Here is a 24292-nt window from a genome sequence, read left to right on the forward strand (position 1 = left end):
AGTGATAAGTGAATGGGCTACTAAGGGAATACTCTACTCAGTGGTTAAGTATTCTATACACAAGCACCGATGAAAATTATCGAGGAAACCCGTACCAGATTGCAGCTAAAGCATCAACCACTCAGATATTGGTTCATCGGGTGGTGCATTTTTACTGTTTGTTTAAGCTTCTTGATTTACTGCTTATTTTTTGAGTCTGCTTCAGTGAGTCTCAATTGCGATCGCCTCTCGCCAAGCAAAATTAATTGTGAATTGAGACGGTTTAATTTGCTGGGAAGGATGGAGAAACTCAGAATGTTTGATCCCAGTGAAGCATACATTCTCACAAAGACTGGCAGCAAAGGGTCGAAAAGCTATCAGGTTATAATTGTGACTCCATTTAAAGATTTTCCTCTTTTATCCCATCTTAGCTATGAACAAAATCAAGAATTTACCTTGAAAACCAATGATTTTATCAACTCTAGTAAAACTTCTCTATTAGTACAGCAAAATCAGCGAAATTATCTATTTTTCTTAAGTTTATCTATATTAATTATCATGGCGGTCGCTGCTTTTTTTGCAACATCACCTGTAACTACCTGCACCTTCTATAAGAGTATCGATAAGGTCTTTATCGAACGCAAAAGTCTTCGTGGCAATCAAGTTATTGAACATCCACTAGAAAATATTCTGCGTTTTGACATCCAAGAAAAGCAATATAAATACTCTAAGCTTTATCGGTCTGTAATTGTGCTGAAATCTTTCAAAGAAATCCCAATCAATCCACAATACACTGATGAAAGAAGCGTTAGATATACAGTTTCTAGGATACTCTCATTTCTAAAAATTTAACAAAAACTATCCCCACTACTTACCACTGTGGCCATAAACTGAAGTCAGAGATTGCTGACTTAACTAGGAAGCTGGGGATATTGTCTATCAAAAATGATTTAGGATTTGCTATATAGACACGAAAGGCTTAGATTAAGGAAGTTTGAGTCACTTTCAACTGAAATTTCACATCCAGCATTCTCCATTAGTACCATTCTGACTCAACTAAAAATACTCACTTTGTCAGTTTGTCTATTTAGACTATGTTTGGTACATAAAATAAGAAGCCTACATGATTGGCTGTTATTCTACACTTGACATAAAGCATTGTGAGTGCTAAAAGACGACTGCCAGAAACTATTGCCCATGTCAGAATCACCCGCCAATCTTGGCAACACGGCTTCCTTGAGGGTGAAGTGAGTGCAGGTGAGTTTGAGTGGCATTTCCAGTGGCATTTTCGCCGGGGAGAACTTGCCGTCAAGCCTTCCCAAGGCCGCGCTTTAATCAAAGAACCCCTTGGTCGATTTTTGGAGCAACAAGATTATCAGCTAGAGCCTGGAGGAGATTATGCTTTTACTATTCGGGCGGAACTTTAAAAGTTAGGAGTTAGGAGAGACGCGACGAGCCGCTACAACGGGGGGAAACCCACAACGCGCTGGCCCATTAATCGCGTCTGTACAGGAGTTAAGGATGTCATTCCTCACTCTTGACTGCTAAGTGTTGATTCTGTGAGGCGGTTTAAGTATCTTTCGATTAAGAGAATGGCAACAATGTCATCTATCGGTCTTGGAGGCTGTCGCAGACCTGGTGGCAATAGCTTTGTTAGCCCTTTGGGTGGGAACATTTGCCAATAGCGATCGCGTGCTTCTAAGGTTGTATATCGCTCATCCACTAAAATAATACTCAGAGGTTCTGTCAATTCCTGATATAATTTTTGTCTCCACTGCTTGGCTGTAGTTTGGTCGCCCATGACCATCAAGGAGATCGGAAACTTTTGACGCAGTGTTTCAATGGTAGCGATCGCCTCTTTTGCTAGCACAACCTGATGATAATACAATTGCCGATCCAGTCCCATCACCGCTAAACCACACTTATCTCGACCTGGATCAAACCCCAATATGACTGGTTGCGTTGGCGAAAATTCGCGTAAAGTCATAAGAAATTAAAAATAAAAATTAAGAATTAGAAATCAATAAATGCAATCACAGCAACTATTTTGACTGCTGTTGAATATGTTTAAATCTTACTAATAACAGTGTGCAAATAATGTTTTAAGTACTAAAAATAATTTTTCCGTTGACTATTGCTACTAATTTTACTCTCAATGGCCCGGCTGTATAAGTGTCCTCTGCTGCGATCGCTTTGATTTCTAAGGGTTGATTATACTGTCTTAATTGGGCAACAAAGCGCAAGAAAGTCCCCTCTACTTGCACATCCTCGACAATTCCGGCATTACGAGCGCGAAATTGGGAAGCAGAAATTAGTATTTCCAAGCGCTGCTGTAACTGATAGGATGTCATGGTTTTGGAATCGGCACTAGTTGTAGCTAGGACTGCGCCTCCCGAAAAAACCAATTGATTTCGCGCTGTATCGGCGAAAAACTCTATCTGCTTTTCTCCCCTGACGTAATTACCAGCCGAGAAAATTCGCACCACATATTCTTGACCATCGCTAATCTGCTTGCTCAATTGGTCAATTCTATCCTGAGTCACGCGCAGTAGCTCTACATTGGCAGGATTTGCCCCAGGCTCACTTAATTCGAGGTTGGCGTTGCGATTGGCTTCTTGTAAAAGTTGTACCACTGCCCGACGAGCCGCAGCAGGTTGGGTAACACGAATTACAGCAGCAGACAAAACTTGACCGCGAACTAAGGCCAACTTACCTAGACGCAGGTCACGGTAAGACTGATAATATTTTTCCAGCCTGGCAACTTCTAGTTCTAGTTGCTCTTGTTGTGCTTCCAGTTCTTTGAGGCGCGATTCCCGTTTGGCAATCACTTCCTCTCGTGCTGCAACTTCTACATTACGCTTTTGAATCAATTGATCGAGTTGGCCGATTTTTTGATCGCGTTGTTCTATGGCTTCTTGACGGTTAGCGAGTTCGCGATCGCGTTTTTCAATAGCTGTTTTGGCTTCGTCGATGGCTTTTTTCGCTTCAGCGTACAGTCGTTGTCGTTCTGTCTTCAGTAGTTCAACTGCCGCCTGTAGCTCTTTCCTCTGATTAGAAACGCTTTGCAACTCAGCTATGGCCTTTTGGTACTGAGTTACAACTTGTCCTAGCTGACCTTGAGTGCGTTGGAGTTGAGTTTGAGTTTGAGCTTGTTGACTAATGGTGCGGTTCAACTGAGCTTGTGTTTGGAGTTGTTTGGCATTTGCTGCCTGTAAAGACTGATTAATTGCCTGTAAGTCTTGTTGTGCTTTTGCTTGGGCAATTCTTGCTTGATTTAGCTCACTTTCTACCTGACTTTTCTGAGTTTCTGCGGTTTTTAGCTGTTCCCGCTTCTGTCTGAGGTCTGTTTGAATATCTTCTAATTCAAAAACTCCCTTTCGCAAACCTTCATCGGCAGCGAATAAAATTCCTAATGTTGATGCTGAAATCAAACCGCCCGTAAAAATAGTTACCACTACAGCAGTATTTTTCGGACGAAGCTTAAAAAGTGAGAGGCGGGCTTTGCCAACTCGTGTGCCGATGCGATCGCCCACGGTGGCAATTACGCCTCCCAGAATTAAAATTGCTGCGATGAGGATGTATCCGGTGGTCATCTTTAGCTACCGAAATCCTTCCAGATACAGCCTACTACTTTTAAGCATTGTCTGCGGAGAAGTGGAAGTTGGCAATAGCTGAAATTATTCAATTTTAGATTTACCTCTAGCTATTAGTGTCATCTTTCAAAATAGAACACGCGCCGATTCCCCTTTCTCCGATTGATTTTATGTGAATTGCCTACTTAAGGTAACAGGTTTATGCACAGTAATCTTCTTTTTGTGGATAGAAATCATCTTTTTCTCACGCAAATCCCCTAGTAGCCTAGTAACGGTAACACGAGTTGAACCAATTGCTTCTGCGATCGCCTGATGAGATAACTTCAGATCAATAGTGATCCCATCAGCACAAGGAACGCCAAAATCCCGACAAAGAATTAACAAAAAACTCACCAACCTAGAACCCATATCTCGGTGAGCGAGAGTTTCAATCATCATCTCTGTCTGTAAAATGCGCGAAGAAAGACCCCGCAGCATTAACATTGATAATTCTGGATTTTCCTTGAGTGCTTGCTCTACTTGTTCAATTGGGGCTGACAGTAATTCCACAGGGGTAAATGCAACCGCATGGTAAAACCTATCCGACTTATTTCCTGTCAGCAATGACAAAACACCAAAAACACTATTTTCCCGAAGCAATGCTACTGTTATTTCCTCTCCTGCCTCGTACACCCTAGAAAGTTTAACAGCACCTTTCAAAAGAAAATAAACTCGTTCGGCAGGATCGCCAGGAAAAAAGATCGTTTTATTGCGTTCAAACGTTTCCACAACTGGCGGAAACGCCCCGGTCGCCATCTGACGAAATACATTTGCTAGGGCTTTATCTTGTGTCACGATCATCTCCCTTCCCCTACCCAATGCCGGAAAAACAAAAACTGATTACCTAAGAATACACCCGAAAAATGAATAAAGCACCGTCAACCTTTCTGTACTTTCCTATACTCAAACTAATCGCTTCATAACTGTTTGTTTATAATGATACATAATTGTTGATCCTTTCAGCTACTAATTGTTGATAAGTAGTTCCAATAACTGTATTAAAAAGGGTTTTTTAAAGAACAAATAAAGATATCTTGAGAAAATCTTTAGGAAAAATCAAGATTTTTGTCATAGCAAACACCCTTCTCAATATTCATTTTTGCAAATCCTGTATAAAACAAAGACAAACGTGCCTCAGATTCTAGTATGCTCCTAATGATCGATCGCATTAACAATTTCTATGCTGAATCTGACTGGAAAAAATGCTCTTGTTACAGGTATTGCCAATAACCGCTCGATCGCCTGGGGCATCGCCCAACAGCTGCATAAAGCCGGAGCAAACCTGGGTATTACCTACCTGCCGGATGAACGCGGCAAAATGGAGAAAAAAGTTGCGGAGTTGGTAGAACCCCTCAACCCAAGCTTATTTCTTCCTTGTAATGTCCAAGATGAAGAACAGATTCAATCTACCTTTGAGACAATTCGTGAGCAATGGGGGAAGCTAGACATTCTCATCCATTGTCTGGCCTTTGCCAGTAAAGACGATTTAAGTGGAGACTTTAGCCAAACCTCTCGTTCTGGCTTCAACACTGCCTTAGAAATCAGTACCTACTCGCTGGTGCAGTTAAGTGGTGCAGCGAAACCTTTGATGACTGAGGGAGGTAGTATCGTCACGCTGACATATTTAGGCGGTGTTAGAGCAATTCCTAACTACAACGTTATGGGAGTTGCGAAAGCAGGATTAGAAATGAGCGTGCGTTACCTAGCTGCTGAACTAGGGCCGCAAAATATCCGCGTCAATGCCATCTCCGCAGGCCCCATCCGCACCTTAGCATCTTCAGCAGTTGGTGGAATTTTGGATATGATCCATCATGTCGAAGAAGTAGCTCCCCTGCGTCGTACTGTCACTCAGCTAGAAGTGGGTAATACTGCCGCTTTCTTATGTAGTGATTTGTCCAGTGGTATTACCGGACAAGTTCTATATGTAGATGCAGGATATGAAATTATGGGAATGTAAGATAATTTGGGCATAGGGCATTAGGCATTGGGCATTGAGTATTAGTAAAATTCTTGCCCATTAGTCATTCCCTCCCCATTCCCCATTCCCCATTCCCAATGCAAATTAGCAAAGTTAATTCAAACTACGACCAGTCAACTAAAACCCCTCGGATTGCCACTGTTCACCGTACTACTGGTGAAACTGATGTACAAGTTACCATCAATCTCGATGGTAGAGGAACTTGTACGGCAGCAACAGGCATTCCGTTTTTAGATCACATGTTGCATCAAATTGCCTCCCACGGGCTGATTGATATAGATGTCCAAGCCAAAGGAGACTGGGAAATTGATGACCATCACACCAACGAAGATGTAGGCATTACTTTAGGCCAAGCTTTCAACCAAGCACTAGGCGACAGAAAAGGTATTGTCCGTTTTGGTAATTTTCTTGCGCCATTGGATGAAGCTTTAGTTCAGGTAGCGCTAGACTTTTCGGGACGGCCTCACCTCAGCTACGGCTTGCAAATTCCTACCCAGCGCGTAGGAACCTATGACACCCAACTCGTGCGCGAATTCTTTGTAGCATTGGTGAACCATAGCCAAATGACACTCCACATTCGGCAACTGGATGGCATTAATTCCCATCACATCATAGAGGCGACATTTAAAGCCTTTGCAAGAGCAACACGCCTAGCAGTGGAGATTGACTCTCGTCGTGCTGGTCTAATTCCCAGTTCTAAAGGCGTTCTCTGAAAGTAGTCAAATGGGGCATTAATTATTTCCCCTCTAGTTTCCAATCCCCAATAATTGACACACGGCTTGGTGATGGTTATTATCAGCCTACTAGGTAACTTGTAATTAATACCAAGCTGGTAATTAGCAGTTGAACCAAGATGAAGTCTGTTGCAGATGACCCTGATTCTCAACTTAATACGGCAGACACTCCGCCAGTAGTCCTAACTTCTGAGTTGCGAAAAGTCTATCGCACTGGTTTTTGGCTAAATCAAAAAGTCGTATCTCTCAAAAACTGTTCTCTAACGGTTTACAAAGGCGAAACCTTTGGGTTGCTGGGGCCAAACGGTGCTGGTAAAACCACCCTTTTAAAATTGTTGCTGGGAATTATTCATCCCACTTCTGGACAGGGATTGTTATTGGATAAGCCTATAGGCGATCGCAATGTTAAGCAACATATCGGCTATTTGCCAGAAAATCCCTATTTGTATGACTATCTCACTGGCTGGGAATTTTTGCAGCTAGCTGCTGGACTATTCCAAATTCCCCAAAGTGTCCAACGCCAACGCATTCCCCAACTGCTGGAATTAGTGGGTTTATCCCAAGCTGATGCTCGTAAAAAGCTTTTACGCCGCTATTCAAAAGGAATGCTACAGCGTGTTGGTATGGCACAGGCGCTAATTAACGAGCCAGATTTAGTTTTTCTGGATGAACCGATGTCTGGTCTCGACCCGGTGGGACGTTACCAAATGCGGGAAATTATCTTGGCGCTAAAAGCTGCTGGGAAGACGATTTTTTTCAATAGCCACGTTCTCAGTGAAGTAGAACAGATTTGCGATCGCATTGCCATCCTTGCTCAAGGTGAACTAATTTGCTCTGGTTCCCTTAATGAACTGTTAGGCGTAGACAACACATATCATGTAAAAGGTCAAGGTGGTGACTGGGAAATTCTCAAAAAATGGATACCCACTCTCAGATTTGAACCTGATGGTTCCTGGCAAGGTACACTACAAAACGATTACTATGATTTCCTCGCTAGTGTTCGTCTGATGGAAGGTAAAATTATTGCCATGAACTTGTCGCGTTACTCCCTAGAAGAGTTTTTTATTCAACAAATTCAAAGAAAAAATAACTCAGTTAATTAATTTCGTTGCCAAATACTCAATTCTAGATTTGTTTGAACAACGTATACACGTAGTATCTTTTTACAGAAGAACATTAAATTCCCGCCTTTTTGAGTTTTTTTGCTCAATCTAACTCACAAAAAACTAAATTCCAAACTTTTTTCAAGGTTATTTGTAGTTAATCGATAATGGAGTTCATAATTTTTGCAAAAATTACTACTAATAGAATATTTAGAATCACAGTTTAAGTGTAATTTAATTGACTTTGGTAGAAATGCATTATTCGTAAGTACCTCTTTACATAACAGACAATTTTTTATATAAACTGCGTTTATCTGCGTAAGTCACATATTTTTTGAGAATCCCCATATTCAAGTTTGCTCAACTTTAAATTAACTTCACTAAAAATTCAAATTCAATAAACAAATTTCCTCCGGAAAATTACACTTTTCGGGGAAAATAAGAGTGTTGGGGAACTTGAATACTTAGGTATAGTCAAAATAAAAATGTTTAGACAGTACTTTATTAATCGTAGTTTCAGAATCTCAGGTAAATATGCTTAACACAAGTTTGTTTAAATTCCTAACTCAGCCAGTTGTGGGTGTGGCTTTGTTAAGTGCTGTCAATGTCGCTGTGCCATTTGCGAGTCTAGCTCAGGGACAACCATTACCACCAACTACACAAACACCAAGCACACAAACACAATTAGATACTAATTATTCATTAGGAGGCGGCGATCGCATCCGGGTAAATGTATTTGAAGTACCTGAATATACAGGAGAATACCAAGTTCCCCCAGGTGGAGCAATCAACCTACCTTTAATTGGCAGTGTGTCAGTCCTCGGTCTAACAACTGAACAGGCTGCTGACGAAATTGCTAGAAGATATGCTCGCTTCCTCAAACGTCCCTTAATCTCAGTCAATCTGTTATCGCCTCGTCCTATCAATGTTTTTGTTGCTGGAGAAGTGACACGTCCAGGAGCTTACACTCTTAGCTTGAGCGGAGGCGCGGGAGACAATCCAGGCGTACAGTACCCCACTGTATTAGCCGCATTGACAACAGCACAGGGCGTAACCTTGGCTGCGGATGTGAGTCAAATTCAATTAAGGCGTAAAATAGGACGTTCTTCAGAGCAAGCCGTTAGCGTCAATTTGAAGGAACTTATCCAAACAGGTAGGTTATCACAGGATATTACCTTGCGTGATGGAGACACCATAGTTGTACCAACAGCAACCAACTTCAACGTGGCAGAATCTCGTAATATATTTGCATCTAACTTTGCTGCCAGCCAAACCACGCCTCGCACGGTAACAATTATCGGTGAAGTTAACCGTCCCGGTTCGTATCTTGTCACCCCAGCCAGCACAGATGCTCAGGGGGGCGCAGCAACTAACAGTGGCACTGCTAATCCCAATGGTCTACCAAATGTGACACGGGTTATTCAACTAGCTGGAGGAATTACAGCACAGGCTGATGTTCGTAATCTCAGGCTACGTCGACTTACAAGAACTGGCTCAGAACAAGCTATAGATATTAACCTTTGGCAACTATTGCAGAGTGGCGATGCTAGTCAAGACATCATCGTGCAAGACGGAGATACGATTGTTATTCCGACGGCAACTGAGATTAACCCCGCAGAAGCTACTCAATTAGCTACCACTACTTTGTCTCCTACACGCATTCAAGTTGGCGTGGTAGGTGAAGTTAAAAAACCAGGGTTAACAGATGTTCAGCCGAATAGCTCTTTAAATCAAGCTATACTGGCAGCTGGCGGATTTAATGATGCCAGAGCTAGCAGCAGTGCAGTTGATTTGATTCGCCTCAACCCTAACGGTTCTGTCACTAAACGCATAGTAAAAGTGGATTTTTCTGCTGGCATTAATGAGCAAACTAATCCCATACTCCGCAATAATGATGTTGTGGTAGTTAACCGATCGGGTTCCGCTAAGACTGGCGATACCATAAACACTATAACTGGTCCTCTCGGTGTTATCTTTAATCTTCTGAACTTGTTCGGACTCTAGTTTTAGACACAGATGCAAATTGGGGGCGTTGGTTAAACTTCTCCGTCCCCAAAATTACAATATATATATAGTCAAAAAGATTGCTCTTGGTGTATTCCCTTGCGAGAGATCAATATTCATCTCTCTTGAACTGTCCTTCACAATAACCACCTCTTTTATTAACTGAACTTACGCACTCAAAACCAGAAAGCTCGATCCCTCTTAAAAAAAAGCGAGTCTCTCTTACGCGTAAGTATTAGTTAAATTACAGCAGTTGCCAGTAAATGAAATACACTTCTCCCCAACGCTTTCCATATACTCTTATTTGACCATAGGATAAGACAATACTAGAGTACATAATAAATTCTTTATATTTTATACTAAATTTTATAAAAGTCTAAGCCTTATTACTGAGCTTCAAATTCCGTAAACCGAAAGCTATCACTGAAGTTTCTGAATTTGTCATTGATATACCCTTTAAAACTTTGTTTTAGTTACTCTGATTTTTTATGATAATGAGAATACTTTAGAAGGTAAAGATTGTATAATCTACTCCCTGCAAGACTTGGTTCCTCGATCTAATTATCATTATCATAAGAATTATTTAAGTAAAATAACTGTTTAATGACAGATATACTATCTTAACTACAGATACCGCGTATACACAGTAGAATGATGTCCAATTGGAAATGATGTCATTTGTACGGTTGGTTAGTGTCCATTAATGGGATGACTCTGCATACTGAAAAGTTTTCAGTAATTTTACCAGATGGCTGCCTTTTTTTTAACACTACTTAGAAAGACATTTCAGCAATTTTTGCGTGGAAATGCTCAGGTGTAAACCTGATAAACCGTTTATAAACTTACAAATGGCAGTTACACGACCGTATCCAATACTGACTTACTGACCAAGGCTAGAGTTACTGACCGTTGACGATTCAGTTTTTGCAATATACCCTATTTTTCCCTATGATGATTCATGGTTTAGGCTTTCTCAGTTTAAGTGCATCTCTTGTACTCCCCTGGGCGTTAACAGGTCTGGTTCAAGGACAGAGAATAACAGAGTCTTTAGTTAAAGACGTTCGTCAGTTATCCACCGATCAAAGCACACCACTACCAAGTCGCAAGCTGATCAGCCAGGTTACAACTACAACATACTATGTTAGTGGTAACGGAAGTGACAAAAATAGCGGACTCACTCCGTCATCTGCCTTTAGGACAATTCAAAGAGCAGCAGACCTAACTAGTCCTGGCACTACAGTACTGATCATGGACGGAGTATACAAGAATAGTAACCCCAATGGCTCAGTACTAGTAATTAAACGCTCTGGAACGGCAAATTCATGGATTACCTATAAGGCATATCCTGGAGATAAGCCAAAAATCCAGCACAATGGATGGAATGGAATTTCCATTGAGAATGGAACCTCATATATTGAGATAAATGGTCTGGAGGTTGCAGGGAACAATACCAATATAACCCTGAGTTATGCGTTGAGTCAGAAGTATAATACATCTAACCCACTGACGAGTGGAAACTGCATAAACACAGATGGACGAAAAAATGGTCGTTCCCACCACATACGTATTCTCAACAACAAGGTACATGATTGTGGCGGTGCCGGTATTTCAGTTATTGAATCGGACTATGTAACAGTGGACAACAACGAGGTATATAATAATGCCTGGTACTCACCATACGGGGCTAGTGGCATTTCACTGCTCAACAATTGGAATTATGATAATAACCAGAACTATAGGATGTATGTTACCAGAAACAAAGTCTACAACAATCAAATGTTTGTTCCCTGGTATTACAATGGAAAGTTCCAAGACGGTAATGGTATTATTGTTGATAAGTCACGAGATAATGGGTATCAAGGACGTACTTTGATTGCCAACAATATCTCATATAAAAATGGTGGTACGGGCATTCATACTTTTTCAAGCGACCATGTGGATATTGTCCACAACACAGTTTATCTGAATAACCAGACTAAGGAAATTACTCACGGGCAAATCATGAGTAATTATTCAGGTGATGTCAAGGTTATCAATAACATCATTTATGCTGCGCCTAACAAAACAATAAGTACGAATAATAAAAGTACCAACACTACTTTTAACTACAACCTCTACAACAACAATGGTTCTCGTGCAGTTTCTGTGGGACCTAACGATATTATGGCAGATCCACAATTTGTAAATGCCTCAGGTGGTGACTTTAGAATAAAGGGGACTAGTCGGGCCATCAATAATGGTTTTAAGTGGAATAATTTGAAAAATGATTATTTTGGTAAACCTCGTCCTGTTGGTGCTGGATATGATATTGGGGCACACGAATATCAGTAACCGTAATATTGTGTCCTGAAATCTACACCCAACAATCTACAACACATAGTTCTGTCAGGCTGAAGTCTAGAGTTATACAAAACAATAAGCCTACCTGTGAAAGTAGGCTTATTGTTTTTTGGCTAAATAATTAAACAGATATGATACAAGTATCCCAACAGAATTAATTATTGATGTTTTACTAGGCAAGAATTTCAGCCAAGTTATGTGTAATTAATCCTCTACTATTATTTACCAGTTATGGTATTAAATAACTGGTAAGACAAAATCCTAATTTATTTAACTTAATTTATACAGAAGTTTTGTCTGGAATACGTTTTTTTAGCTTTGTCTCTTTTGCCAAATCTTGATGATTAAAGTATTGTTTAACATGGTTGAAATAACTACTAGATTCATTTTTATCAATGATACCATTCACAACTAAACCTAATACGTTGTGACTGGATCTCTCTAGCATTTCTTGAGCGGCAGATGCACTGTTAGAATCAATTACCCCAGGTCGAGCGACTAACAAAATCCCATCAGTCATTTGGTTTATAGTCAAAGCATCGGCTGCCAAAAGCAAGGGAGGAGCATCAATAATTACAAAATCATATTTATATTGAGATGAAAAACTTTCAATTAGCGATGCCATTCGCTTTGAGTCAAGCAAAGCAAGTGGATTGGGAGGTCTAGAGCCAGCAGTTAAGACATCAAGATTATCCATTACTTTAGATAAAGCAACATCAAATTCAGTCTGACCTATAAGAACTTCACTCAAGCCATCTGCATTACTTACTTCCCACAGATGATGCTGAGAAGGAACTCGCATATCTGCATCTATTAGTAAAACTCGACGTCCTAATTGAGCGATCGCTGTTGCCAAATTAGCTGAAACTGTAGACTTGCCTTCTTTAGGAACTGCGCTAGTTACCACAATAGTTTTCAGCACTTTATCTGAACTCAGGAATTTCAGATTCGCTTGAATCATTCTGTACATTTCGCTAGTTAAAGAGTAAGGCGTATCTCTGACAGCAATTGTTTGATTTATTGATTCTGCGTTTGAATAACGGGAGCGAATCTTTTTAACAGACAAAGGCACAACGCCTAACAAAGTATATCTAAATATATCTCTGATTTCTTGAAGGGTTTTCAGAGATCTATCTCTCATACCTAGAACAAGAACTGTTGTAGTAGCCAAGAATAAACCGAACATTACTCCTAGCACTAAAACAATAATTTTTTTGCTTTCTACCGGCTTATCTGGCACTATAGCCTGAGCAATAATCCGCGAGCTGGCTGTATTTGTATTCTCAACTAACTGTAATTCTTGAACCTTTTTTAACAGAGTTTGATATGTTGATTCTGCAACTTCAACTTTTCGTTCTAACTCCCTCTGATTTTGTGCTAGTTGGGGTATGAGTTTAACGCGCTTTTCGTATATAGAACGGGAGTTATATAAAGAGGAGAGTCTTTTTGCTAAACCAATGCGCTGTATTTCTGACTGCAGAAAATTTTGGATCAGGTTTTGTCTTAGTTCTCCAATCTGTAATAGGTTCTGTGAAACTTCTGTTTTATTGCCAACAGTCTGACCAATTTGCTGTTGTAAAAGGGATTTTAAGCTAGATTTTTTTGCTTCTAAGTTAATAATAACAGGATTGTCATCTAGGAAACGGCTACGCTCAATTGCTAGCTGTCGGTCAGTTTCTTGAAGTTGTGCAAGAACTCCCTGCACTGCCGGTGACTGACTAAGGGCACTCACAGCGATCGCTTCCTGAGAATTTAGCTCTACTTTCTGGCGCAGTTCATTGGTTTGGGCGTTTATCTCATCCAGCTGAGCCTTAACATTATTCATCTCATTGTCTAGATTTCCAATAGTTGAAACAGCTGACTTTGTCTCCTCTGACAGGTCTGCTATCTGATACTTCTGTTTAAATATACGTAGTGCTACTTCTGTATTATTAACAACCTCTTGAGTTTTAGGAAGCTGCCTGGCAATAAATTGACGAGTTGCTGCCGCCTCAGAGCGATTTGTCAGAATATCATTATCCAAATAAAGACTCATAATTGTGTTGACCACTGCTGCTGATTGCTCGGGGTCAGGGCTGGTATAGCTAATTCGCAATACATCTGTTGCACTAACAATTTTCAGGGTCAAAGATTTTCGGAGCTTTTCTACTTCTAAAGGTTTTCCTTCTTGGTCTTTTAGTTGTAGCTTATCTATTGTCTTTTGCAATAAAGCAGGGGAAGAAATAACTTCTATCTGAGTGTTTATAGGATTTTGAGTTGCTAGCAGCGATTTTAAATCCCCTGCATCTCCTCCTTCTGTATTACTAGGCAAAAGACTAGATCCTACTACTTTAAAAGAAGGAATTCTAAATAATAGTTTCCCTTCGGCTTCATAGGATGGCTTCATAAATTGTGTAGCTATAGCACTGAGGATAACTGTAGCTGTAAATATCGCAGTAGCAGGTAGCCACCATCGTTTCAATATGAATAGGTAACGACTGAGGTCTAAATCAATAGATTCTCTAGATTCCGTAGATTTTTCTGACATAAATCTTCCCAAATACAGATATTAAGTAAGAAACTAAAAAAGACTTAGAGAATGCACAAACCACTGCAATTGACAAGAATGATGCGATTTGACAATATGACAATAGTATAGACTATCTAAGTTATAAATTTAGTTGGCATTGTCGCACAACAATGCCAACTAGCTTTGCCAAATCTTATCATAAGCTTCTAACAATTTTGGAGCTTGATATTGCCATTCAAGAATCTTCTCCATTCTCAGTCGTCCCTCGGCTCCTATCTTTTCTCTTAGTTCAGGAGAATCTAGAAGCTCTAGAATTTTCTCAGCAAATTCAACCTCATCATTAGGCTTGGCATAAAGAGATGCTTCCTGTGCAGAACGTCTTCCCTCTCGCAAATCAAACTGGACAATTGCTTTTCCCATCGCCATGTATTCGAGGATTTTATTCATGGTGCAGTTTTCGTTATAAGCAGATGTTGGGGAGGGTTCTACACAAACGTCACAACTGGAAAGCCTTTCTAAAAGTTCCTCCCCTTGCTTAAATCCGGTAAATTCTACAAACTCACTCACTTCTAACTCTTTGGATAAAACTTTAAGTTTTTCGGCTGCTGGACCACTACCAATCAACATAAAGTGAATATCTTGGCGATTTTTTTTATGGGTAATATAATATACTATTCTCAGAAGATAATCAATTCCCTCTGGTTCACCCATGACACCCATATATCCTATCAAGTGCTTCTTACCTCTACGATAATTCGGATTTGGGGGCATTCGGTGAAAACGGGAAAGATCGGGCGCACTACGAACTACAAAGACCTTCTCCGGTTTCTTGTGCCCACGGGTAAGAGCTACCTCTCGGTGCGACTCGTTCGTTGAAATTACTATGTCTGCTGTGGCATAGGTCAAACGTTCAGCCCAGCATAATCCATGATAAAAAATATCCCGCCGTTGATACTTAGCTTCATACATCTCCGGACTGAGGTCATGATGATCAAAGATAACCCAGATGCGACGAAATAATTTAAACCATACCGCTACTAAAAAAAGTAAATCCGGCGGATTACAAATATGGATAACATCAAAACCCCGCTCTCGCCATACCCGTTGAGCTAGACGGAATTGCCAATTAATCGCCCAACTATACTCTCGAAGATAACCAAGAACAGAACTTTCTTCTGGTGGTAGAGGATGACGGTAAATGTGAATTTTCTCAATAATCTCGTAAGATTTCTCAAACCCATTACCTGTTGGTGAAATTACGCTAACTTCATACCCAGCTTTTTGCAAAGTAGTTGCTTCCATCCATACCCGCCGATCAAAGGGAACTGGCAGATTTTCAACGATAATTAGTACTTTTTTAGGTAATGCCATCATAATCTCAACTCTTAATCAGTTTAGTAAAACACTGACTTGTCAATTCTAAAATCTGCCTTTTTTGGGTAAATTTTAGTCATTCCTTGTGAAACTGGGCTGAATCAAGTGGAGGTCTGCATTTTTATAGCTTTCCGTTTTGCAGTTGCTAGATTTATTTTTTCAACTTAACACTGAACGATATAAATCAAGAAAAGAAATCCAGTGATTTTTGATATCAAGATGAAAAACACTTTTTCTCGCTTTAGATCCTAGAGAGAGCCTCAAATCCTCATTTTCAATCAAAGACCTAATAGCATCTGATAGCTGCTCAACACTTCCTGGATTAACAATTAATCCATTTTCAGATTGAGTAACTATCTCAGGTATGCCTCCTACTGGTGTAACTATGACTGGTAACTCCCAAGCCATTGCTTCCAGCATTGCTAGTGGGAGACCTTCGTTATAAGAGGGCAACACAAAAACATCTGCCTTACTTAAAAGAATATCACGTTCATTTGACCCTATCCAGCCAGGCAATTGTATATAGTTTTGTAAGTTTAAAGTCGTAATTAAATTGCGTGCCTCTTCTATGTCTCCATCTCCTGCCATAATCAGACTTGATCTATTTTTATATTCAGTAGGCAAAAAAGAAAAAGCTTTGATCAAATCAAATGCTCCTTTCCGTTGACCAATTCGTCCTAAAAAAAGTAAGTTCACTTTTACAGAAGCTGAACGGTATGGAACTTCATAAGGAAATTTTACTGGATTGTACAAAACTACAACTTGTTCAGGTTTAAGACCAAGATTTTCTATATAGAAGCTTTTCCAACTTTCAGATAATACAATTAAGCGTCGACACTTGCAAATAACCCAACTTAGCAATTTCTGTGCCCATTTTGGAAGTCCAGCATAGAAAAGATGAAATTGACTACCATGAGCATGTAAAATTATTGGCTTGTGAAATACCCAAGCTAAAAGTGCCATAGTTGCTTGCCGTAAAACACTGCCGCGCTGTGAAATTTGAATTTGAACAATATCAACTTCTTCCCTTATTAACATCCATATAAATTCACATATAGCTTTCAAAAACACTGTGATTTTGAGTGCGATAGCTCCTTCCTCGTGAGTAATGATATGAGAGACTTGGACTTCAGAAGGAGCATACTCCAAAAAAAGTTTCTCATAACCGGAAATACCACCTTGCTGGAGTAAGCAAGGGCCTAGCATAATAACCTTGAAAGTATTAGTTTGATACATAACCTGTAACTTGTAAATAATTGGTCTATATTCTAGCTAATATATCAATGAAAGAATTAAAATTATCGTTTGATTTAGTTTTACGAAATTCCAGGGGCTGCATAATTATCTCATTAAACCGAGGAATTATATTGATTCTATTTTTAGAGATTTGTTCGTGTAGGAACTTTGCTTGATAATATTGCTGATACATAAAGTATCCATTCAAGACTATTTTGCTCTAATAAGGAGGTTTCAGTTATATTTGAAAGGATAATAAAGGTAAGATAAACTAACAGCCATAAATTTTCAGATGTTTGCTCCCGCCGAATTAAATATATGGCTCTTAATAAATTAACAACAAACCCAATTGCAAAAACCAAGATTCCTAGTAGACCCAACGCTACCCAGAGATCGAGAAAACCATTGTGAGCATTAGGAGCATTCCATTGTATCGTTTCTATAACACTAGCAGAATAACCATTCTGCTCAATCCAGAATGCGCCATACCCATATCCCAGCCACGGTTTTTTGGCAATCATCTCCAAGACAGCAGTCCATAATTCTGAACGCCCAGTGAGTGTTGTATCTTTACCTACTGAACCTAGAACTGTATCAGCTTGTGAGATAAACCAGATATAAAAAGTTATGCCAATGGTAGATAGTAATGTTAAAATAGGTATCATTAATTTATACTTTAAAGTTAAAATTCGATAATATATAAAAAAAGCAAATGTAATAATTATAAAATTACCTATAGATGTTGTTGATTTTGATAAAAATACAAGTAATCCAGAAGTAACATAGCCAAGCCATAAAACCCAGTGATTTTCTCGATTAGTCATGGCAAGAAAGAAAAATACTGCGCCACTAAGTACAAATGTCTTACCGAGAACATTTTTCTGCGGGTATATTCCTCGCCAACTATTAAATGCAGGATCGATCCCAAATTGTGGTATGAAGAAAACAAATAAGAAACACAGTACTGCTGAGATGCCAAGCATATATGCACATAACTTGAGCTGTTGTTTTAAGGTGTAGCGTGAAGCTAAATAAAGCCCAAACAGCATTGTTCCTGTAAGTCCAAAAACACGACGTATAGTAGTATCTGAGTCTATAGACCAAAAACTAGAAAGTACACAAACTAAGAGTAATATCCAAATAAATTTATCTCTACTAAAGACGTAAGTAACCTTCTTCCAACGCAGAGTAATTAAGCAAAGGGTAACTATATAAGTAAAAGTGAAAAGCAACCTAAATATGATTCTATCATCTTGTTTGACGGTAAAGCCTTCCGTTAGAAGCGCATCTATTGGGCTGCCTGAATAGATCATTAAACAAGTAGCTGTAATTAATTGTTCAGCAAAAATAAAAAATTTCCTCATTGCTTATAAAATACCAGTATTATTGTATATATTAAACAAATTATCAAAGTTTTGATTAGCAGTATCAGTTAATTTTGAAAAATACTTTACTATCTGTTTCTATTTTAGTCACCTTTGATGAAGTGGCTATATTTTTGGGAAACAAGTTAGGCTTAAAAACCTATAATTTTAGAAAATATGTTTTGCGTCTCGCGCTATAGTTATAGCCACAATTTCCTTTTTTAGTGGTTTTGAAATTCACGCTTCAAGTTTTTTTTTGTAATTCTTGTTATCTTCTACCTTCTGCCTTTCTATTTTGAAGAGCCTCTTATGTTTTGAAATTCTTGGTAAAAACAGAGCGAACTTTCTGTCTTAATTGTTGAGGGAAAAACCACATAGTTAAGTACAGGAATATATCAATTGGTCGGAGCTTGCCCCAGCGTATAGCTTCCCACAACAAAGGAAAGAAGGCTTTCCAATCGCCTACGGAGGAGGCAGAAGGAGTTGTAATTGTTACAATAAAACCTGAGTAAGCCTTTGGGGTTACTAAATTGCGGGTGGAACGAATCCAATCCAACGAATATTGCCAGTCATTTATGTTGCTTAAGCGCTCGATTCCCAAGTCTGAATGCCAGATTGACATAGCCTCAGGTACAAACTCTACTCCTACACCTTCCATAGCACTAACCCTAAGCAACCACTCCCAATCCTCATGTCTATAAAATTTTTCTTCTAAAGGCATTTTTTGCACTAACTCTTTTTTCACGAAAATAGTTGAGGTTTGTATAGAGCCTTCTCCTTTAAAAAAGGAGTTACGCGCAAAAAGATATTCACTTAAAGGTTCAGAGAGGTTAGGTAGCCTTCTAGGACAAATAAACTCACCTTTTTGAGTCTGGGAAATGAAACGACTGGCAACAAGTGGAAAATCATACTGGGAATTATTTGCTACTTCAAGTTGACGCTCCAGTTTTTCTGGAAGCCATTCATCATCATCATCTAAAAAAGCGATCCAAGTGCCCTTAGCTTCTCTCACACCAGCATTTCTAGCACCAGATGGTCCAACATTTTTCGGTAGTTCTATCACTCTCAATCTTGCATCGGCTATCTCAGATAGTACATTGGCTGTTTCCTGATCTGGTCCGTCTATTATCACAATCACTTCAATTGATTGCAGCGTTTGAGTTAATGCGGTTATGACACCTCTAGTAACAATTTTTGGTCTATTGCGTGTAGGAATCACCACGCTGACTATCGTTTGGTTGCTTTCATTTATCATTGTTAATTTTTTGTTTGTTGCTTGAAGACATTCAATATTCATTGCTATATTTATAATTTGGAAATTTTCCTCTTTTATAAACATTGCTCGCCATTTAGATTTTATCCCTTCCTTAAAAGTTTTTCTTTTATAATATTAATTCCACCTAAAGCATGAAAACTTATAAAAATTATAAATAAAATATAAGAGCAAGTCGCAATAATTAGAGTTGATAAAAATTCTAAGTTAAGTCCTTTTAAAATTAAGAATACAACTATCATTAAACTGCTGATCGTAAGAGGACGGCGAATAATTATCCATAAATTTAATGGGAATAAGAGGGTATAGGTGAAGTAAACATACTGACTAAATCCAAGAATAGTCATTAGCAATGACATTATAGCTGCACCTAGTAACTGATATTGCGAAACTAATGCTATACCTGCCAAACTTCCTAATATAGTTGTGATAACCACTTCACGCAGGTTAACTATCTCAAAATGGTTGGCTACAAGTAGATAGCAGAGCGTCCGTATGAAAGGCAAGAAAAGTAGTGATATGGCAGTTATACTCAGCGCTAGACTTCCTTGAGCAAAGCTAGAATCATAAACAAAAACCAGTAAATCTTTGCCAAAAAATAACAATCCAAGGAACAACGGTAATCCCATAGCTAGTAGAATTTCGATAAAGCTTTCAGCTATCTGCTGCTGCTTTTTCCATCCTTTATCTACTACTTGGGATAGTCTCGGAAACATTGCTACAATTATACTATTGGCAATAATCAAAAATGGTTGCAGCAGTTGTGCAATTCCACCAAAAAGACCTACTAAAAACTCATTTCCTAGCAATGAAAGAATTAAGATTTGAATTCTGCTACTTATTACAGCTATTGCTTCAATAGCAAAAAATGTCCGTGCAGTTTTAATTGTATTCCATACAAAATCACCATCAATCTGCCATTTGATTCTGACAAAGCGTGTTATAATAATCCATTCAATTACCAGAATTAGTGTTTCCGAAAAAAATAGTATCGCTCCCAAATATTCAATTCCATACTTCAATTGTATTGCCCAGATCATTATTAGTAGGCGTAGGACATACACTGGAACTGTAGCAATGGCAATCAAATGCATCTTTTCTATGGCTTGAAAAATTGCCTCCGTGATATTGGAAAGTGCAAAGGGAATTATCGTCAAGCCCATGATATAGCAAACTGTGGAGGTTTTTGAGCTATATGGAAGTAAAAAGACTACAACCACTAGTGCCCCATAACTGAAGAAACTAAATATTAACTGTAGCCACGTACCACTCATTAAATAAACTGGTGTTTTTTCTGGCTCACGGGCTAGTTCTCTTGTAAATAATATCTTTAGCCCCTGTGAAGCTATGCCTACAAATATAAAGTAGTAGCTATACGCTAATAGATACTGACCTAAAGCCTCAGCTCCTAAAGTGCGAGCGATAGCAGCGGTCAATACAAAGGCCGTAATGCTTTGTGCTAACCGATTTACTATCATTGAAAGGGAATTACTTATAAGTTTATACTTTTCTAGCATTCTTAAAATTATTAATTCAGCTTAATTCGTTTTAAATCACTAAATACCCATGTATTTTATAAACTGATCTTTTTGGATATGTATGGATATATCTTCAGAAGTTTTTATACTTGATTCCATGCATAAATATTTAATTTGTACTTTCAGACTGTTACAAAACTAGAAAAAGCTCACTTTAATCCGCAAGAAATTACACTGCAAGTTGCAATAATCATACATATCAACACGTAACCATTATAGTTCTTACTGTCTTTTCTAATTTTGTTTTTTTGTTTGACCTTAGCTCAACCTTATCGAAAATTAGTAACCAGGTTTTCTTGATCCGACAAAAAACCTAGCTTAGTAGCAAAAACTTTTTCCATGTTAATGCTTATCATTGAATTTGATTAAAATAAAACTGCCGGATCACTAAGGTTTTACGATGAATATTGATGCCTTCAAGAAAAATTGAGAAAGTCGATCAAATTTAAAGCTTAGTAGGCACCTTCTTTTTTCAAAACCACCATAACTGTTTTGAGTAAAATTTCAAAGTCCAACCCAAGAGACCAATTTTCAATATAGTTCAGATCAAGATTTATCACTTGTTCAAAATCTACAATGTCTGAGCGACCGGAGACTTGCCAAAGACCTGTAATACCAGGTAAAACTTCATGTCTAATAAAATGATGTTCAGAAAACTTGTCTACATCTCTAGTAGGTAACGGACGGGGGCCTACTATACTCATTTCTCCAAAGATAACGTTAAAAAGTTGAGGTAATTCGTCTAAACTATAACGCCGAAGAAATTTTCCAATGCGAGTAATACGAGGGTCATCTTTTATTTTAAAGATAATCCCATCTTTCGTTTCATTTAAAGCTTCTAATTCTTTCTGTAATTTTTCTGCATCAGACCTCATAGTTCTGAATTTCCATACTTTGAATTGTTGCCCATGTAGACCTATACGGGTTTGCCTGTAAAATACTGTTCCAGGAGAGTCCAGTTTTATAGCTATAGCTATAGCTATATAAATCGGAAATGATAACATTACAAATAAAGTTGCAAAACAGAAATCACAAGTACGTTTTATCCAAAAATCCTTACCTGTAATTATCGGACAATCCAAACTCAGACAAGGCATTCCACCTATTTTATTAAATTCTATGTTTTTATAAATTGGTTTTAATTCCATCGGTAAAATATGTACTTGAATACCAGATGCTTGAAATAACCAGCATAAAAACATTCTATTTTTTAGAGCATCCCAAGATATAAAAACCTCTGTTACACCTAATTCATTGAGTTGATTCAATGTTTTTTGACGCTGATATCTGTCTAATGAATTAGCATGAGCAGTTCCGGATACAATATAGTGCTTTTCTTTTTTAATAAAGCTAGCAATCTGATCATGGTCTTGAGGATCACAAATAATGAAGACAGAAGAACGAACTATTTTTTTCTGCTTACGGAGATATTCCAAAGTAATATTTACACCATATCTTCCAGTACAAATAAATAATATACTTAGAAGCCAAGATAACAATATTAATTTTGGGCGTGTAATATCAACAACCGGTTGATACAAAAAACAAGCAAATATTATTAGTCCATGAGCAAAACTTAGCGATTTAATAATGTTCAAATAGTCATAGCGTTTTTGACCTTCCCTATAAATACCTTCTATAGCTAGCGATCCTATTTGAATACCAATAGTTATTAAAATCGGTAAGTAATGACTAGGTATATCCCAAGAAAAATTACCATAAAAAGATTTGTATCCAGCAAAAATCCAAGCTAAGGATAAAAGAGTATAGTCTACCAGAAACAATGTTATTAATCTCAACCACCATGAACCTTTGCGTACCCTTACAGATGCAGATGCACGTAAATCCAAAGGTACTTCACTGAATTTATTTGTTGTAATGCTTTGATTACTCATACTGAGGAACACTTGGTATATGTAAAATTTGATGAAATTTGCTCAAAACTTAATATTAAGACAAATGAGATATCACACATTTTTATTTCAAAGAAACCTGTTCTTTGTAGCCTAAATATTACTAACTATTTTGTTCGGAGTAACTTGAATTTCTCTATCAAAAGCATATTCCAGGATCGGTTTGAGGAAATTTACTACCCAGATATTTAGCTTTTGTTGCAGGTCAAGATTCAGTTTAGTCTGGATATTTTGAGCTTTGAGCGTAAGAAAATGATTTTTTGGTAAGTTAACTTCTTATAGTTTAATAAAATTCCTGACATGACATTAATAATTAAATAGGTCAGGCAAAAATATTAGGCTTTTGAAAGGGCGTAACAGTTGAACTGAGTTATTACAGTTCCATTGCAGAGTTTTACTTCTATGAGACAATTATGTTCCTTCGGGAACTACTGTAGCATATCTAGCTAAATGAATTTAGCTTTGCTTAGAAGTTCTCTGTTTTTTACGCATAATTACTTAATTAGCAATACTTACATACATAACATATAACTAAACGCATCAAAAGTTTGAATATTGTTACAAAACTTTACAAAAATTATTTCTTGCTTGAACTTGTGTCAAGTCTCATGGTTATCTTTAGAGAATTTTGTAACAGATTAACGGCAATAAATTCTAATAAATGAACAAAATCTATCTGTGAGTCTTGTTATATCTGCATTTATAGATAGTTTCACCTTCTAAGCCTTTTTTCCTACATTATCTTTATGCCAATGATATGTTTTTATGGAGACCTGATTTGAGGATGGTAGCATCAAGTAAAAAATATTACGCCACTTTGTATGAAGGAAATCGCTAAAATAGCTTAAAACATGTACTTTTAATCTCCTTATTTTCTTACATTTCAACTCGGATTGCTATAGTCCTGAGTCGCCAGTTCCTCTCTGATGTGTTTTTAGTATATGCAGCTAATGACCCCTACTTAATTATTTAAACAAATCATAATCATGACTTCACACTATTTTTACATATAAAGAAACACAATGAAGATTCGGTAATAATTATTTTTCACTCTAACAAATTCCTATAAAAAAAAGATAAACTTTTGTCAGTACTAATTTCCGTAAGTTTATATCTTGTAAAGCAAAAAAGTTTAATTTGTTAACTAAAATAAAAGGTGTAAAAAGTGCCGATCTATTGCTATACCTAAAAAAATGAATAATGATATTTTTACTTTGATTGGTATTTAAAAGTTACCGCTTTGAATTAAATATTTGTTAAAAATGGCGATCGTTATGTTAAGTACAAATCGATTATCTACAGATTTAAATACAAA

The 24292-nt window shown here is 38.0% G+C and carries 17 protein-coding genes; 7 read left to right on the forward strand and 10 right to left on the reverse strand.

Annotated elements, in window-relative coordinates:
• Nucleotides 1-69 precede the first annotated feature (69 nt).
• Entirely contained in the window at nt 70-831 is a 762-nt protein-coding gene (locus FD724_RS40920) for a hypothetical protein (RefSeq protein WP_256874571.1), read from the forward strand.
• Nucleotides 832-1136: 305 nt separating this feature from the next.
• Complete coding sequence (locus tag FD724_RS15620) at nt 1137-1406, forward strand: DUF3146 family protein (protein ID WP_372726526.1); 270 nt, start codon at nt 1137-1139, stop codon at nt 1404-1406.
• A 104-nt stretch (nt 1407-1510) separates the two neighbouring features.
• On the opposite strand, the gene FD724_RS15625 is transcribed toward FD724_RS15620, so the two are convergent.
• The 3 genes from FD724_RS15625 to ntcA form a co-directional block, all read right to left on the reverse strand.
• The gene (locus tag FD724_RS15625; protein WP_179073252.1) at nt 1511-1966 is read right to left on the reverse strand and encodes a pre-16S rRNA-processing nuclease YqgF; all 456 of its coding nucleotides are present in this window, start codon (nt 1964-1966) and stop codon (nt 1511-1513) included.
• A gap of 115 nt (nt 1967-2081) precedes the next feature.
• Nucleotides 2082-3572, reverse strand: a complete 1491-nt coding sequence (locus FD724_RS15630; RefSeq protein WP_179073253.1) for a DUF3084 domain-containing protein — start codon at nt 3570-3572, stop codon at nt 2082-2084.
• Between the two features lie 168 nt (nt 3573-3740).
• The gene (gene ntcA, locus FD724_RS15635) at nt 3741-4412 is read right to left on the reverse strand and encodes a global nitrogen regulator NtcA (protein ID WP_010998529.1); all 672 of its coding nucleotides are present in this window, start codon (nt 4410-4412) and stop codon (nt 3741-3743) included.
• Nucleotides 4413-4791: 379 nt separating this feature from the next.
• Here ntcA and fabI point away from each other — a divergent pair, with 379 nt between their 5' ends.
• From fabI to FD724_RS15660, 5 genes are all read left to right on the forward strand, one after another.
• Nucleotides 4792-5568 (forward strand): enoyl-ACP reductase FabI, encoded by a 777-nt coding sequence (gene fabI / locus FD724_RS15640; RefSeq protein ID WP_114080424.1) that lies wholly within the window; start codon nt 4792-4794, stop codon nt 5566-5568.
• Between the two features lie 98 nt (nt 5569-5666).
• Complete coding sequence (gene hisB, locus FD724_RS15645; RefSeq protein WP_179073254.1) at nt 5667-6302, forward strand: imidazoleglycerol-phosphate dehydratase HisB; 636 nt, start codon at nt 5667-5669, stop codon at nt 6300-6302.
• A 140-nt stretch (nt 6303-6442) separates the two neighbouring features.
• Nucleotides 6443-7426: an ABC transporter ATP-binding protein gene (locus FD724_RS15650; RefSeq protein WP_179073255.1), complete on the forward strand. Its 984-nt coding sequence runs from the start codon at nt 6443-6445 to the stop codon at nt 7424-7426.
• A 534-nt stretch (nt 7427-7960) separates the two neighbouring features.
• Nucleotides 7961-9430, forward strand: coding sequence for an SLBB domain-containing protein (locus FD724_RS15655; protein ID WP_179073256.1), 1470 nt, complete (start codon nt 7961-7963; stop codon nt 9428-9430).
• 909 nt (nt 9431-10339) lie between these two features.
• On the forward strand, nt 10340-11761 hold the full coding sequence (locus FD724_RS15660; protein WP_242060687.1) for a right-handed parallel beta-helix repeat-containing protein: 1422 nt from the start codon (nt 10340-10342) through the stop codon (nt 11759-11761).
• A 289-nt stretch (nt 11762-12050) separates the two neighbouring features.
• Here FD724_RS15660 and FD724_RS15665 read toward each other — a convergent pair whose 3' ends face one another.
• The 7 genes from FD724_RS15665 to FD724_RS15695 form a co-directional block, all read right to left on the reverse strand.
• On the reverse strand, nt 12051-14297 hold the full coding sequence (locus FD724_RS15665) for a polysaccharide biosynthesis tyrosine autokinase (RefSeq protein WP_179073257.1): 2247 nt from the start codon (nt 14295-14297) through the stop codon (nt 12051-12053).
• Between the two features lie 159 nt (nt 14298-14456).
• Nucleotides 14457-15653: a glycosyltransferase family 4 protein gene (locus tag FD724_RS15670; protein ID WP_179073258.1), complete on the reverse strand. Its 1197-nt coding sequence runs from the start codon at nt 15651-15653 to the stop codon at nt 14457-14459.
• 159 nt (nt 15654-15812) lie between these two features.
• A complete protein-coding gene (locus tag FD724_RS15675) occupies nt 15813-16889 on the reverse strand; it encodes a glycosyltransferase family 4 protein (protein ID WP_179073259.1) in 1077 nt (358 codons plus the stop codon).
• A 143-nt stretch (nt 16890-17032) separates the two neighbouring features.
• A complete protein-coding gene (locus tag FD724_RS15680; protein WP_179073260.1) occupies nt 17033-18253 on the reverse strand; it encodes an O-antigen ligase in 1221 nt (406 codons plus the stop codon).
• 307 nt (nt 18254-18560) lie between these two features.
• Nucleotides 18561-19592, reverse strand: a complete 1032-nt coding sequence (locus tag FD724_RS15685; protein ID WP_242060726.1) for a glycosyltransferase family 2 protein — start codon at nt 19590-19592, stop codon at nt 18561-18563.
• A gap of 17 nt (nt 19593-19609) precedes the next feature.
• Nucleotides 19610-21004 carry an oligosaccharide flippase family protein gene (locus FD724_RS15690; protein WP_242060727.1) on the reverse strand — a complete coding sequence of 465 codons (1395 nt, stop codon included), beginning with the start codon at nt 21002-21004 and terminating at the stop codon, nt 19610-19612.
• A gap of 512 nt (nt 21005-21516) precedes the next feature.
• Nucleotides 21517-22959 carry a sugar transferase gene (locus tag FD724_RS15695; RefSeq protein ID WP_179073262.1) on the reverse strand — a complete coding sequence of 481 codons (1443 nt, stop codon included), beginning with the start codon at nt 22957-22959 and terminating at the stop codon, nt 21517-21519.
• Nucleotides 22960-24292: the final 1333 nt, after the last annotated feature.

It is taken from the genome of Nostoc sp. C057 (assembly GCF_013393925.1).
Classification (GTDB): domain Bacteria; phylum Cyanobacteriota; class Cyanobacteriia; order Cyanobacteriales; family Nostocaceae; genus Nostoc; species Nostoc muscorum_A.

Coding starts and splice junctions, on each gene's coding strand:
- FD724_RS15625 (WP_179073252.1), bottom strand. CDS start 1,966: ATGACTTTACGCGAATTTTCGCCAACGCAACCAGTCATATTGGGGTTT.
- FD724_RS15670 (WP_179073258.1), bottom strand. CDS start 15,653: ATGATGGCATTACCTAAAAAAGTACTAATTATCGTTGAAAATCTGCCA.
- FD724_RS40920 (WP_256874571.1), top strand. CDS start 70: ATGAAAATTATCGAGGAAACCCGTACCAGATTGCAGCTAAAGCATCAA.
- FD724_RS15690 (WP_242060727.1), bottom strand. CDS start 21,004: ATGATAGTAAATCGGTTAGCACAAAGCATTACGGCCTTTGTATTGACC.
- FD724_RS15665 (WP_179073257.1), bottom strand. CDS start 14,297: ATGTCAGAAAAATCTACGGAATCTAGAGAATCTATTGATTTAGACCTC.
- FD724_RS15630 (WP_179073253.1), bottom strand. CDS start 3,572: ATGACCACCGGATACATCCTCATCGCAGCAATTTTAATTCTGGGAGGC.
- FD724_RS15675 (WP_179073259.1), bottom strand. CDS start 16,889: ATGTATCAAACTAATACTTTCAAGGTTATTATGCTAGGCCCTTGCTTA.
- FD724_RS15685 (WP_242060726.1), bottom strand. CDS start 19,592: ATGTTTATAAAAGAGGAAAATTTCCAAATTATAAATATAGCAATGAAT.
- FD724_RS15655 (WP_179073256.1), top strand. CDS start 7,961: ATGCTTAACACAAGTTTGTTTAAATTCCTAACTCAGCCAGTTGTGGGT.
- FD724_RS15695 (WP_179073262.1), bottom strand. CDS start 22,959: ATGAGTAATCAAAGCATTACAACAAATAAATTCAGTGAAGTACCTTTG.
- FD724_RS15680 (WP_179073260.1), bottom strand. CDS start 18,253: ATGAGGAAATTTTTTATTTTTGCTGAACAATTAATTACAGCTACTTGT.
- hisB (WP_179073254.1), top strand. CDS start 5,667: ATGCAAATTAGCAAAGTTAATTCAAACTACGACCAGTCAACTAAAACC.
- fabI (WP_114080424.1), top strand. CDS start 4,792: ATGCTGAATCTGACTGGAAAAAATGCTCTTGTTACAGGTATTGCCAAT.
- ntcA (WP_010998529.1), bottom strand. CDS start 4,412: ATGATCGTGACACAAGATAAAGCCCTAGCAAATGTATTTCGTCAGATG.
- FD724_RS15650 (WP_179073255.1), top strand. CDS start 6,443: ATGAAGTCTGTTGCAGATGACCCTGATTCTCAACTTAATACGGCAGAC.